The organism is Occallatibacter sp. (assembly GCF_049510455.1).
Lineage (GTDB): Bacteria > Acidobacteriota > Terriglobia > Terriglobales > Acidobacteriaceae > Telmatobacter.
This window is the reverse complement of sequence record NZ_JBEKYX010000053.1, coordinates 1-12,162: the sequence shown is the minus strand read 5'-3', so window position 1 is coordinate 12,162 and position 12,162 is coordinate 1. Positions and strand designations below refer to the sequence as shown.

General features: G+C 57.2%; 14 protein-coding genes, 1 pseudogene and 2 riboswitches. Of the genes and pseudogenes, 10 read left to right on the top strand and 5 right to left on the bottom strand.

Features of this window, described 5'->3' with window-relative positions; all coding sequences use genetic code 11:
* Positions 1-16 precede the first annotated feature (16 nt).
* Positions 17-212: riboswitch (cobalamin riboswitch) on the bottom strand.
* Positions 213-246: 34 nt separating this feature from the next.
* Positions 247-402, bottom strand: coding sequence for a CbtA family protein (locus ABSG47_RS11285; protein WP_424169786.1), 156 nt, complete (start codon positions 400-402; stop codon positions 247-249).
* Positions 403-428: 26 nt separating this feature from the next.
* On the opposite strand from ABSG47_RS11285, the gene ABSG47_RS11280 reads away from it, so the two are divergent.
* From ABSG47_RS11280 to cobF, 9 genes are all read left to right on the top strand, one after another.
* Positions 429-683 carry a histidine phosphatase family protein gene (locus ABSG47_RS11280; protein WP_424169801.1) on the top strand — a complete coding sequence of 85 codons (255 nt, stop codon included), beginning with the start codon at positions 429-431 and terminating at the stop codon, positions 681-683.
* Positions 684-692: 9 nt separating this feature from the next.
* Positions 693-887: riboswitch (cobalamin riboswitch) on the top strand.
* A gap of 82 nt (positions 888-969) precedes the next feature.
* Positions 970-2,304, top strand: coding sequence for a precorrin-3B synthase (gene cobG / locus ABSG47_RS11275; RefSeq protein WP_424169785.1), 1,335 nt, complete (start codon positions 970-972; stop codon positions 2,302-2,304).
* Positions 2,301-2,924 (top strand): precorrin-8X methylmutase, encoded by a 624-nt coding sequence (locus ABSG47_RS11270; protein ID WP_424169784.1) that lies wholly within the window; start codon positions 2,301-2,303, stop codon positions 2,922-2,924. The genes cobG and ABSG47_RS11270 overlap by 4 nt, the downstream gene beginning before the upstream one ends.
* Positions 2,921-4,447, top strand: a complete 1,527-nt coding sequence (locus ABSG47_RS11265) for a precorrin-2 C(20)-methyltransferase (RefSeq protein ID WP_424169783.1) — start codon at positions 2,921-2,923, stop codon at positions 4,445-4,447. The genes ABSG47_RS11270 and ABSG47_RS11265 overlap by 4 nt, the downstream gene beginning before the upstream one ends.
* Entirely contained in the window at positions 4,444-5,670 is a 1,227-nt protein-coding gene (gene cbiE / locus ABSG47_RS11260) for a precorrin-6y C5,15-methyltransferase (decarboxylating) subunit CbiE (protein WP_424169782.1), read from the top strand. The genes ABSG47_RS11265 and cbiE overlap by 4 nt, the downstream gene beginning before the upstream one ends.
* A complete protein-coding gene (locus ABSG47_RS11255; protein ID WP_424169781.1) occupies positions 5,667-6,062 on the top strand; it encodes a cobalamin biosynthesis protein in 396 nt (131 codons plus the stop codon). The genes cbiE and ABSG47_RS11255 overlap by 4 nt, the downstream gene beginning before the upstream one ends.
* Entirely contained in the window at positions 6,059-6,817 is a 759-nt protein-coding gene (gene cobM / locus ABSG47_RS11250; protein WP_424169780.1) for a precorrin-4 C(11)-methyltransferase, read from the top strand. Before ABSG47_RS11255 ends, cobM begins: the two co-directional genes overlap by 4 nt.
* A gap of 28 nt (positions 6,818-6,845) precedes the next feature.
* Positions 6,846-7,616 carry a cobalt-precorrin-6A reductase gene (locus tag ABSG47_RS11245; protein WP_424169779.1) on the top strand — a complete coding sequence of 257 codons (771 nt, stop codon included), beginning with the start codon at positions 6,846-6,848 and terminating at the stop codon, positions 7,614-7,616.
* Between the two features lie 44 nt (positions 7,617-7,660).
* Positions 7,661-8,458 (top strand): precorrin-6A synthase (deacetylating), encoded by a 798-nt coding sequence (gene cobF, locus ABSG47_RS11240; RefSeq protein WP_424169778.1) that lies wholly within the window; start codon positions 7,661-7,663, stop codon positions 8,456-8,458.
* 491 nt (positions 8,459-8,949) lie between these two features.
* Here the strand turns inward: cobF and ABSG47_RS11235 are convergent, their stop codons facing one another.
* From ABSG47_RS11235 to ABSG47_RS11225, 3 genes are all read right to left on the bottom strand, one after another.
* The gene (locus ABSG47_RS11235; RefSeq protein WP_424169777.1) at positions 8,950-10,017 is read right to left on the bottom strand and encodes an IS110 family transposase; all 1,068 of its coding nucleotides are present in this window, start codon (positions 10,015-10,017) and stop codon (positions 8,950-8,952) included.
* 346 nt (positions 10,018-10,363) lie between these two features.
* Positions 10,364-10,606, bottom strand: coding sequence for a hypothetical protein (locus tag ABSG47_RS11230; RefSeq protein WP_424169776.1), 243 nt, complete (start codon positions 10,604-10,606; stop codon positions 10,364-10,366).
* A gap of 659 nt (positions 10,607-11,265) precedes the next feature.
* Positions 11,266-11,649 (bottom strand): hypothetical protein, encoded by a 384-nt coding sequence (locus tag ABSG47_RS11225; protein ID WP_424169775.1) that lies wholly within the window; start codon positions 11,647-11,649, stop codon positions 11,266-11,268.
* A gap of 28 nt (positions 11,650-11,677) precedes the next feature.
* Here ABSG47_RS11225 and ABSG47_RS11220 point away from each other — a divergent pair, with 28 nt between their 5' ends.
* Positions 11,678-11,947, top strand: coding sequence for a hypothetical protein (locus ABSG47_RS11220; protein WP_424169774.1), 270 nt, complete (start codon positions 11,678-11,680; stop codon positions 11,945-11,947).
* Here the strand turns inward: ABSG47_RS11220 and ABSG47_RS11215 are convergent.
* A pseudogene (locus tag ABSG47_RS11215) lies at positions 11,910-12,041 on the bottom strand (relaxase domain-containing protein); the annotation flags it as partial. The gene ABSG47_RS11220 and the pseudogene ABSG47_RS11215 sit on opposite strands and share 38 nt — an antisense overlap.
* Between the last annotated feature and the right edge of the window lie 121 nt (positions 12,042-12,162).

Below are 12,162 nucleotides of genomic sequence, written 5' to 3'. Positions count from 1 at the left end.
TTCTGTTCTCCGCAGAAATTGCTATCTACCCCGGGCAGGTCTCCTGGCTTCGAAGTGGCACCTTCTTCCATGTGCCGAGTCCCTTCCTTCCCCGGCTTCAAGGCCGAGTGGATATTGGCGACTCATCTTCGTTTACAGTGGCGGGACCGCACCGGGATTGCACCGGACTTCCCTTTTCAGCCCTTGCGGGCACCTTGGGTCTGAAACATTTGTACCACACCACCGGCTTCGCGGCCGCAGAGTGCTCTAACGGACCAGCCTGTGAGCGCTCCGGTCGCGTTCGGTCAACCAGCCGAAAAGGATCCCAAGCGTGCCCCAAAGCAGCAACTGTATCTCCCATGACGCGATCCGGAATTTCCAAAGCAAGCTTGCAGGAAAGGCTGGCGGTCCCTCATCGATCACCGGCAGAAAACTCGAAAGCGTGACCTATTGCAAACTTCCTCGCCCGCATCAAGCGCTGGCTGGCTGGGCAGCATGGCTCCGGTCACACCCTCGCATTCACGCATCCCGCGGTGATTCGCGCCGCTGTAGTTCTCACGTTGCAGGCTCCCGCACAATCGTTCTGGCGTATCGATATCCCGCCTGTGTCGATCACGGACATTCGGTCCAACGGCCAATTATGGAGCTTGCGGAGCAGCGGGTGCCGGATTTCAGGGGATGAAAATTCGAACCAGGCGAAATGAGTCTGGTACGATATCGGAAGATTCTGGGGTGCCCGCAAGGGCATAACAGGGAAGCCGGTGTGAGTCCGGCATGGTCCCGCCACTGTGTTCAGGAGACGGACTCTTCATAGCCACTCGGTTACCGAGGAAGGAGAAGACTCCAGAGCGTTAAGAATAAGCGCTCAGCCTGTCAATCAAGAGACCTACCTCAGATTTAGTTTTGATTCTTGTCCGCGTGGAAACGGAAAGCAATCGCTCATAGGTTTTTGAGCTTTGCGCCTCTTTTCCCGCTGTTAGTGAGGCGCATTTGTTCAGGCCGAGATTGATCTCCTCCACTGTAGCTCAGCAAGCGGGGGCTCCAGGAGTCGGTGAACACCTCTGTCCAGGCGTCCTTCATGCAGTCCAGGCGAAAGACGGACTACTCATTCGCATCAGAGTGCCGGGAGGGTTCATCGAGGCAAATCAACTTAGGACCGTCGCCAATCTGTCCCGTGACTTTGCCGATAGAACCATTGAAATCACTTCGCGGGCAAACCTTCAGTTGCGAGCGATTCGTAATCGAGATCTTCCCTATATTATCGAAGGCATTTCTTTGGCAGGCCTCTTGCCTTCGCCACAGCATGATCGAGTACGCAATATCCTAACGAGCCCTATTGCGGGACTTGATGGTGAGGAGATCGTCGACCCACGACCGCTGATCCATGATCTCGATCTACGATTGCGGAAGGAATCGGTCTTTGCCAACCTCCACCCCAAGTTCAGCTTCGCAATTCATGGCGGAGGCAGATGGTTCAGCCGCGAGAACGACGATGTCTCTCTTGAGGCAGTAGGCTTAAACCCTGCGCCTTATTTCCGATTATCAATCGGAGGAGCCTATTCGGGATTTGTCGTAAAACCGGGTGATGCCGTCGACTGTATGTTGGCAGCGGCAAGGATGTGTATCGGGCTGGCAAATGAATCCAGCCTGCCCGTCCGCGGGAAAGCAGTAGCGACGATTCCGGGAGCAATGAAAGGTATTGTTGAGTCTCTCTCACATTTGTTGACGCCGTCCCCTGTTACACATCCCTCACGTCTGGTCGATGAGGCGCCTCTGGGCATCTATTCCACAACCCAACCCGGACGTGTGAGCATCATCCCCTCTGTCCATCTTGGACGGCTTAGCGCAGAACAGGCAATTGATCTAGCCGCCGCCGCGAACGAGTGGGAAGGTGATTTGCGACTTGCTCCATGGCGTGGTGTTGTACTTGGTTCAATTCCGAAGAGTGCCGTCGACAAGATCGTTGGCCGGCTCGATTCCATGGGCTTATCCTGTGACGGTCGTGACGGCTTTCGCGGGATTGCGGCTTGCGCCGGCAGTCATGGGTGCGAGGCGTCGCTGGCCGATGTACGCAACGATGCGGCGACGCTCGCGCATCGTCTTTCGGATCACGCTGTGCCTCCCGGATGGACCGTGAACCTTTCCGGATGCGAGAAGAAATGTGCCCAACGGCACGGCGCGACGGCTGAACTGATCGCCGGCCCCTTGGGCTATACGCTCAATATCGCGGGACATCGCGTGGCGTCCGATTGTTCACCTGAATTCGCACTCAATGCGGTCGCCGATCTGCATGAGAATTTGCTATCCGAGGTCGCTGCCCGATGAACTACGTCAAGGATGGCGCTGCCATCTATCGCGAGTCTTTTTCCATCATCAGAAGAGAGGCGGATCTATCCGCTTTTCAGCCTGATCTTGCTCGCATCGTCGTCCGTATGATCCATGCCTGCGGCATGACGGACCTGCCGGAGGATGTCCAGGCGTCGCCAGATGCCGTCTCGGCAGGCATCAATGCGCTACTCGCAGGCGCGCCACTATTTTGCGATGCAACAATGGTGGCGAGTGGAATCACGCGTTCCAGGCTCCCGCGGAACAACGATGTCATCTGCACAATGAGTGATCCCAGAACCGCGGAACTCGCCGCGAAACTCAACACAACCCGAAGCGCCGCGGCCGTCGAGTTATGGCAGGACAGACTCGCTGGTTCGGTGGTTGTGATCGGAAATGCCCCGACGGCGCTCTTCCATCTGCTCAACATGCTTGATGATGGAGCGCAGCGACCGGAACTCATCATTGGTATTCCTGTCGGATTTGTGGGCGCGGCCGAATCCAAGGCCGCACTTGCAGCCAATGTGATTGGAATACCCTTCCTCACCGTTCGAGGACGCCGCGGCGGCAGCGCTATGGCTGCCGCCGCAGTTAATGCGCTTGCGAGTGAGAAAGAATGATCGCAGGCGCGAGAATCGGATGTCTCTTCGGGGTCGGAGTCGGTCCCGGCGATCCTGAGCTAATCACCGTCAAAGCGCTGCGCGTCGTGAAGCAGGCGCACGTAATCGCCTACCCCTGCGCCAGGCATGGTAACAGCAATGCACGGTCAATCGTGTGCTCGGAACTCGCTTACGGCCAGATCGAACTCCCAATGATGTACCCGGTTACGACAGAGCAGACTGAGCATCCCGGAGGATACGAGGCAGCCTTATCGCAGTTCTACGATGACATGTCCGCACAGATTGCCGAGCATCTTGCAAGCGGTCGGGATGTCGCTGTTCTGTGTGAAGGCGACCCTTTCTTTTACGGCTCCTACATGTATCTTCACGACCGTCTCGCTCATCGCTTCACCACTCAGGTCATTCCTGGAGTTGCCTCAATCATGGGCGCAGCCGCGCAACTTGGAACGCCGCTCGTCCGCAGGGATGCCGAGTTCACGGTGCTGCCTGGGACTCTCTCCGAAGACGTGCTGATTGCCAAGCTGAACCAGCAGGGCGCCTTTGCCATCATGAAGCTGGGGAGAAACTTTGCAAAGGTGAAGCGGGCAATCGATTCGGCCGGCCTCGTGGACAGAGCACTCTTTATTGAACGAGCGACCATGGCTGCCGAACGCATCATCCCGCTCCGCGAAGTCGATCCGCTCCAGGTTCCCTACTTTTCGCTGATCCTGATTCCCGATTCCAGTCAGGCCCAGCGAGACAAAACCATTCGGAACAGCGGTTGGATCTCCGTCGTTGGCCTGGGTCCGGGTGGTCCTGGCTGGATCACGCCCGAAGCTCAGCAGGCGCTGAATGAGGCGACAGATCTGGTGGGCTATCACACCTATCTTGACCGAGTCCCCGTGAGATTCGGCCAGCGCCGCTTTGGCTCTGATAACAAGATTGAAGCGGATCGCGCACGGCACGCTCTTTCGCTTGCCGAATCAGGCCGCCGCGTTTGCGTAGTCTCATCTGGAGACCCGGGTATCTTTGCCATGGCTTCGGCTGTACTGGAATGTGTGGATCAGGGGCCGCCGGCTTGGCGCTCGCTGGACATTCGCATCCTTCCCGGATTGTCGGCAATGCAAGCGGCTGCTTCAAGAGTGGGCGCCCCTCTAGGGCACGACTTCTGCGTCATATCACTCTCCGACCGTCTTAAACCCTGGGAGGTCGTGGTGAATCGACTGGAATCGGCGGCACGCGCCGACTTCGCGATCGCAATCTACAACCCAATCTCCTCGGAACGACTATGGCAGCTCGGCGAGGCGCGGACAATCATCGCCAGGCACCGAAGCCCTGAGACTCCTGTTGTCCTTGCACGCAGTGTGGGCAGGTCCGACGAACGAACTATGATTACCGATCTTGAGCACTTCGATCCTTCGCTGGCCGATATGCAAACCATCGTCCTCATTGGCTCCTCGACAACGCGTGCGATTTCATTGTCCAATGCCAGGAAACTCATCTACACTCCCAGGAGCTATGGCGACAGGAGTTCTGGCGCATGACTTCCGCTGAGCATTGGTTGTCGATCGTGGGCATTGGCGAAGATGGCTGGGATGGACTGAACAATGAGGCCAAACAAGCAGTCACCTCCGCCGAGTTGCTCTACGGGGGTGTTCGACATCTGGCGCTCATACCAGTGTCCGGCTCGTCTGCAAACCGCATTCTATGGCCTTCTCCAATGGCTCCAGCAGTGCAGCAAATCGTGGCGGAGCATCGCGGAAAAAGAAAGGTAACAGTACTTGCCAGTGGCGATCCCATGCTCCACGGTGTTGGTGTAACTCTCACCCGCGGCCTTGTCGCAACCGAGTTTCGCGTAATTCCGCAGGTCTCCGCTTTCTCTCTCGCCTGTGCCCGGCTTGGCTGGCCGATGGCGGAGACGATACTCATTACACTGGTCAGCCGGCCAGTAGAGCAGTTGCTTCGCCACCTCTATCCCGGCCAGCGGCTTGTCATCTTCTCTGAAGACGGCAGCACGCCGGCGACCGTTGCTCGGTTCCTGACGAAATCTGGATACGGAGCAAGCGAGTTGGATGTCTTCGAAAATCTGGGTGGTTCCTCAGAACGCAACATCAGCGAACTGGCGGCAATCTGGGCGAATGAGCAGTGCGGAAAACTGAATCTCATGGCAGTCCTCTGCGCCTCCGATACATCGGACAAGCCGCCATCCCTCGCTCCGGGTTTACCGGATGATGCCTTTGATACCGATGGTCAGTTGACCAAGCGTGAGGTGCGTGCGGTAACGCTGGCCCGGCTCGCCCCGCTACAAAACCAAACTTTGTGGGACGTCGGGGCCGGCACTGGATCAATCGGGATCGAGTGGATGCGTCTTCATCCCTCGTGCTCCTGCATCGCCTTTGAAGCCAGAGAAGACCGCGCAGCTCGAATCCTGCAAAATGCCGCGCAGCTCGGTGTACCCAGCTTGAAGGTCATCCAAGGGACTGCGCCAACCACCTTCGCAAGCCTGAGATCTCCAGACGCAATCTTCATCGGAGGAGGTGTCAGCAACGATAACCTCTTCGAAGCTTGCTGGGCTAAGCTTGCCCCCGGTGGTCGTCTGGTTGCGAACGCGGTCACTCTCCAAAGCGAAGCAAGCCTTGTTGCGCGCCATACAATTTACGGAGGCGATCTGATGCGTATGATGGTCTCCCGAGCCAATCCTATCGGCGGTTCCTACGGATGGCGACCCATGATGCCGGTTACGCAGTGGACGGTGACCAAGCCATGACCATGATGATCCAGCACAAACATCTGTCCATCGGAATTGGCTGCTCCTCCCGCGCCTGCACCGACGATGTCATCCGCCTCATCGAAGCATCCGTCGACCACATTCCTTCCGGCACCGTCATCGCGACGCTTGACCGTCGTGCTTCGATAGGCGAAAGCGTGGCCTCGGCTCTGGGGCTTCGTCTTGTGCTCTTCCCGGCAAGCATCCTTGCAAGCATCGGGGGAATCACAACACGCTCGTCTTTGGCTCTCTCCAAAACATGCACCGCCAACGTTGCTGAAGCATCGGCGTTGGCGTCGCTTGGTCCCGATGCGCGTCTCATCGTACCGCAAATGAAAGGCCGCTTCTGCACCTGTGCAGTTGCTGCGCTTTCCCTGGGGGTGCATCCATGATCGTTCATTTTATCGGCGCGGGCCCAGGAGCTGCCGACCTCCTTACCCTGAGGGGCCGGGATCATATCCACAATTCACCAGTCTGCCTCTATGCCGGTTCGCTGGTGCCCACAGAAATACTTGCCCATGCGCCACCCGGCGCACGCATTATCGATACGGCCGAAATGAATCTCGATGACATCGTCGCGGAGATCGCCGAGGCGTATGCAAAAGGGATGGATGTGGCTCGTATCCACTCCGGCGATCTTTCCATCTGGAGCACCATGGCCGAACAGATTCGCCGCCTGAAGCGGCTTGGTATTCCATACGATGTCACTCCCGGTGTTCCTGCATTTGCCGCCGCCGCCGCCGCTCTCAACCAGGAGCTCACCCTGCCGAGCTTGGCTCAGACCCTCATTCTCACTCGTACCTCGACAAGATCCACTTCAATGCCTGCCGGAGAAGACCTCGCAACCCTGGGTCGCACGGGCGCGACGCTCGCCATTCACCTCTCCATCATGAACCTCGATCAGGTATCCTCCCAGTTATTGCCTCTCTACGGCGAAGATTGTCCCGCCATCGTCGTCTTCCGGGCCAGTTGGCCCGATCAGCGCATCCTGCGCGGCACGCTGTCGACCATTCATGGGATCGTTAAGGCAGCCGCGATCGATCGCAATGCCCTCATCCTGATTGGGCGGTCTCTCGATCAGTCATTCTTCGACGAGAGCTATCTCTACTCCGCGGCAAGGGATCGTACGAACACTTCCGAATCATAGCTCTATAAGCGCACACGAGGTCATTGAGATGCAGTTCGCGGCAACCCCAACTCGAACTCACGCTCCAAGAGTCCTCATTTTAGGGGGAACAACCGAGGCATCGCAGCTCGCCACGCACTTGGCCGCCAGATCCGATGTGACAGTCATCTCATCCCTCGCCGGCCGAGTGAGCCAGCCCAGGCTGCCCGCCGGGATTGTTAGAGTTGGGGGCTTCGGCGGGGTTGCCGGATTGATCTCTTATTTGCTCGATGAAGATATTCGCGTAGTCATCGATGCGACTCATCCTTTTGCCTCGAAGATAAGCAGCAACGCCGAGTTGGCCTGCAGTACATTAGGCCTTCCGCTTATAGCGTTGGACCGCGCAGCGTGGGAGCCAATCGAGCATGATTGCTGGCATCGAGTACCCGACACACATGCTGCGGCGTCCATGGTGAACCATCGGCTCAACCGCGTATTTCTCTCCATTGGACGGCAGGAGCTTGGCGCGTTTTCCAACTGCGAACATGCATGGTTCCTGGTGCGCGCCATCGATGCTCCCAGCGCAATGTTGCCCGCCAACTCAAAGCTGATTCTGAAACGCGGCCCGTTTCATCTCAACGATGAACTGCAGATGCTTCGTTCTGAGTCCATCAGCCTCATCGTATCCAAAAACAGCGGTGGCACAGCAAGCTATGCAAAGATCGAGGCGGCGAGAGCCCTCCGGATTCCAGTCGTCATGATTGATCGCCCACGGAAACACAACGTCCCGACTGTATCCCAACCAGGTGATGTGCTTCAAAATCTTGAACAACTGCTGTGAATGTAGCCGACTGCGATGTTGTATCCCACGGAGTGATGGTCCCTATGAGAAAACTCTTTCTAATCGGCATTGGCGCCGGTAATCCCGAATACATCACGGTGCAGGCGATCAAGGCACTTAACCTTGTAGACGTATTCTTTTTCATGGACAAGGGCGAAGCGAAGCAGGACCTCGTCAATTTGAGAAAACAGATATGCGAACGATATATCGAGAACAAGTCATATCGTGTGGTCGAAGCAGAGGATCCTGTTCGTGACCCGGCCATATCGGATTACACAACTCGCGTTGAGCACTGGCATCGGCAAAGAGCCTTGATCTATGAAGAGATGATCGCACAACAACTAGAAGAAGATCGGTGCGGCGCTTTCCTCATCTGGGGTGACCCATCGCTCTACGACAGCACTTTGAGAGTGATCGAGCACATTATGGCCAGTGGAAGGCTTTGTTTTGAGTTCGAAGTGATCCCAGGCATCACCAGTATGCAGGCCTTGGCCGCCCGCCACAAGATCTCGCTAAATGGGATAGGGGAATCGATCACCATTACGACAGGCCGCCAACTCGCCGCTGGCCTCAGTGGCGCTGCCGAGAGAACAATCGTGATGCTGGATGGGCAATGTTCCTTCAACAGTCTGCTCGATGAAGACCTTGATATTTATTGGGGCGCTTATCTGGGAATGGAACAAGAGGTCCTGCTATCTGGAAGAATCTCTGAGGTAGCGAGCAGGATCGTAGATGTTCGCAATCGAAGGAGACAGACAAATGGTTGGATAATGGATACCTATCTCGTCGCGAAACCAAAAGAGGTGCCTCAACCTGAGTCGCCACACAACGTACAAAGTTAGTCGTCCTGTGTGGCGCCCGGTATCCACCCAGAAACACCCATAAATCCATTCAAGATGCTCGGGGGTAAGGCATTCAACGCCGTCGGGTTCTATAAAAGGGGATGTCAAGAAAAAACACTCTTCCTCTTCCGCGAGGAGGGAATATTTTTCTGACATCCAGCCCCCATCCGCAGATGCACGAATCTTGGCCGGGGCGCGACTGGGCCGAACCGATTTTGCCGGTGGTTGCGGGATCATGAATTGATGCGTTCCTTCGCGTGGCCTCATTGCGCCTTTAAGCAGCGTGCTGGCAATTGCCAACCATGGTTCTATCTGAGACTCGTGGCCTATGGCTTTGTTGGGTTGTCCGAGGGGGCATATGGTGGGCCTGAAACTTCGCCTCTTGAAGGCGTTGGCTTAACCCGACGGAGGATACTCACCCTCGAACCCGAGCGCTCAGTGCCGGCGAATCGCGCATACGATAATCTCACATTCCGACAGGCTCTGCGCGCTCAAGCTGCTTTTGACTTCAGATGTTCGGCGTCGAAGGATTCTCCTTTCTTCCAGATCTTCAATGCAATGGCGGCGATCTTGCGCGCCAAGGTCAAACGTGCCATCTCCGGCCGCATTCCTTTCTTCAGCAGCCCGAGGTAAAACTCGCGAAATACTCCCTGGCCAGTGCTGGCCGCGTTGGCCGCGCCCTTGAACACGTTCTTCAATTCGTGGTTGTAATTCCAGTTCAGCCCGCGCACCTGTGCCGGTCTCTTTTTGCGCTCCACTTGTCCGTCAATCACGCGGTACTCGGCGCTGTCGTGGGTCTCCAGTGCCAGTCCGCAGTAAGTCCAGAACTGGCGCTTGGTGCGGAATCGGTGCGGCGTCTGCACCCGACCGATCAGCACCGCCGCACGCAGCGGACCCAGAAACGGCACCGTCTGCAGCCACTTGGCCTCCGCGTGTTTCCGGCACTCGACGATCAGATCGTGCCGCGCGTCGCGGCGCAGCTGCTGCAAGGCGTCCAATTGCTGGTAAAGGCGCTCGGCGCGACGCCTCAAAGCGCAAGCGCCGAGTGCCTCCAGATACTCGCCGCGGTGCTTGGGCCCGTATAGTCTCCTCCCCGTACAGGAAATCGCCTGGCCGCGAAACACAGCCTTCAATCGCCCCATAGCGCGAGTCGTATCTTCGGTAAGCATCAGGTAACTGCGCGCAAGTTGCTGAACCTCCAAGGCGCTGGTCTCACCGTGATAGACCGGCGACAACAAACCCGCACGCAACAGATCGGCCAGCTTGCGTGCATCGATCGCGTCCCCCTTGTTGCCCGACTTCAGCAGCGCGTTCTTGCGTGGATTGCACACCACCAGCTTGTCCACTCGCCGCGACAAAAGGTCGTAGAGCCAGGCCGAATGCGTCCCTTCTTCAAAGGTGACATGTAGAGAACCCCGCACTCCGCCGATGAAATCCAGAATCGCTGCCGTCCGCGTCATCAGCACCGACTGTTGGAGCAGTCGGCCACTCTCGTTGAGCACCGCCGCTGAGATCGTGTCCCGATGGACATCCAGTCCGATGTATTTGATCTTATCCATCTGAGCGTTCCTCCTTCGCTCTCTGGTTCTCGTTAGAGAACAGAGAAGCAGATATGCTTCTCATGATGGACCAACACCCGCAGCGAGGATGGCGGTCAAGGACGCGCGTTCTGTGCGCGCCGCGCAGCGGTCGAAGATCCTTGACGGCCACCGCAGTGGAGGGTACGCGCGCCAGCGCGCCCTCTCTACTAGCCGCAACAGCTTGCCGCGAAGCGCGCCCTTTTATAATGCGTGGGCAAGATCAAGACTGGCGCAAAGCGGCAACTCGTCAGTGGGCGGGAAGACGGCGAAAAGTAGGCATCGGGCCAGCTCTCAATGCTGATGGCCCATGTATTGACTGGCCTGGCTATTCCTTGGTCTTGAGTTTGGCGTCGTTCTCGCGGACAAACGTCTCGATCTCAGGAGCGGCGGCAAGAATACGGAGCCACTGTTCCTTGTAGAGCGTGACGGGAAAACGGCCCATTCCATACAGGGAGACCGCACCCTTCTCGCTGACCTTGAGGCTCAGGCCGCCCGTGTTCTTGTTCTTGAGCTGAGCATTCTCTGCCCGCAGACGCTCCAGCTCCGCTTTCATCTCCGATTCGCTCATCCTGTCTCTCCCAATCTGTTGATCGTTTCAACCGCTTCATTGCACACTGGCCGCGAAAAGCTGGAAGGTTCGGTGGTCTTGGCCAGGAGCGCTTCGATGCGCTCGACTTCGAGCCGCCGTAGTTTGGCAGTACTGGACCAATGCTCCATCCGTTCACTGTCAGAGGTGAACTCAGGCGACACTCCGACCCATCTATTCTCGTTCTCGCGGGCAGTACGGAGCGCGGACTGAAGCGCGTCAGCGCTTTGTTCCCGTGGTATATCCATGAAGGAAAAGTTTACAACCCCGTCGCCCTTACTCAACTGTGCAAAGCGTCCAAGCCCGTCGAATGGGTAAATCATGGTGCTCGGTCACTTTGTCGGCTAAGCAGAGAATTTTCACAAATATCTTCTACCCTGTCGCGAAAAATGCTCTGAGAATGCACTATTCATATGGAGACGTTTAAGGATTCACCAGGTGAAAACCATGCCCGTTGCCTGTGAAGAGCCGCCTTGATCTGGAGTGGATTCGTCAGGAGTAGTTGCTGTTGCAATGCGCTCAAGCCCGGCGGGTGGGCAAATCATGGCGCTCCTGCCTTCAGGAGCGACCTTCAGGGCGGGAAGACGGGCGCACGAAAAAATGGGGCCTGCCGAAGCAGACCCCCGAATCGATTTTTGACCTCAAGCCGCTTTTCTGGCCTTTGGCGATTTGGCTTTCGCTGCCGGCTTCGGAGCCAGCTTGGCCTTCTCCTTCGCATCGAATTCATGCTTGACTTTGAGGCTGATGGCGGCCACATCCACCTTGTACACGGTGGCGGAATCGCGGAGTACCTGCGCGGCGGTCTGCCGGGTGGCCGCGTGAAGGATGGTGATTTCTACCAGCAAGCCGCTCAACGCTCCTTCCTCGGCACGGCGCAAGTAGGCAGTAAACAGCTTCGCGATAGAGTCATTGTCCTTTGCCTTCTTGATGCCGCGTTGACGGGCGACGATCTCCAAACGGCGTTCGTCAAGCGATGCCGCCAGACGCTCAACCACGAAAAGCAGGTCGCGCTTCATCAAGCGCACTGGAACCGCTGCGACGATAGCGGCGAGGGTGCGGATTTCGCTCGGCCTATGTCTTCGACAGACCGAAGGCGCGGACCTGCCGGAGTTTGAGCACAACATCTCCGGCGAAGTGGGCGAGCACCGCGACCGGATGATTGCCTTCCTCGCACAGCAGAACATCAAGCTGGAATTCAACGAAAAGATCGCCCCGGCCCTTGGCGTCTCCTACGGCGGCAAGATCGCTTTGCTTCCGGGCCAGTCCACCGCCGAAGAGTTCTCTAGCCGTCTACAGGCCGCGCGGTATCGTGCTCGAAGGTAGCCGCAACGAATTTTCCTGTCGTCTCCGGCGCATGGACGTTGCCGATGCGGGCCTGCGTGTATTTCTCCAACTCGGCCAAGGCAACACGCACACTCTAGGAACTCATTGAAAAACGCCACAAGTCCTTGAATTCCTTGGGGAGTTGTGGACTTTTTGCCTTCAAACCGGTTTGAATTGGTGTTTTGGTGCGTGTTTATGGGGCTTTTCGGGTTCTG

Bases quoted from the DNA above. Each gene is read 5' to 3' on its own strand.
- cobM (WP_424169780.1), top strand. From the start codon at position 6,059: ATGATCGTTCATTTTATCGGCGCGGGCCCAGGAGCTGCCGACCTCCTT.
- cbiE (WP_424169782.1), top strand. From the start codon at position 4,444: ATGACTTCCGCTGAGCATTGGTTGTCGATCGTGGGCATTGGCGAAGAT.
- ABSG47_RS11255 (WP_424169781.1), top strand. From the start codon at position 5,667: ATGACCATGATGATCCAGCACAAACATCTGTCCATCGGAATTGGCTGC.
- ABSG47_RS11245 (WP_424169779.1), top strand. From the start codon at position 6,846: ATGCAGTTCGCGGCAACCCCAACTCGAACTCACGCTCCAAGAGTCCTC.
- ABSG47_RS11230 (WP_424169776.1), bottom strand. From the start codon at position 10,606: ATGAGCGAATCGGAGATGAAAGCGGAGCTGGAGCGTCTGCGGGCAGAG.
- ABSG47_RS11270 (WP_424169784.1), top strand. From the start codon at position 2,301: ATGAACTACGTCAAGGATGGCGCTGCCATCTATCGCGAGTCTTTTTCC.
- ABSG47_RS11265 (WP_424169783.1), top strand. From the start codon at position 2,921: ATGATCGCAGGCGCGAGAATCGGATGTCTCTTCGGGGTCGGAGTCGGT.
- cobF (WP_424169778.1), top strand. From the start codon at position 7,661: ATGAGAAAACTCTTTCTAATCGGCATTGGCGCCGGTAATCCCGAATAC.
- ABSG47_RS11235 (WP_424169777.1), bottom strand. From the start codon at position 10,017: ATGGATAAGATCAAATACATCGGACTGGATGTCCATCGGGACACGATC.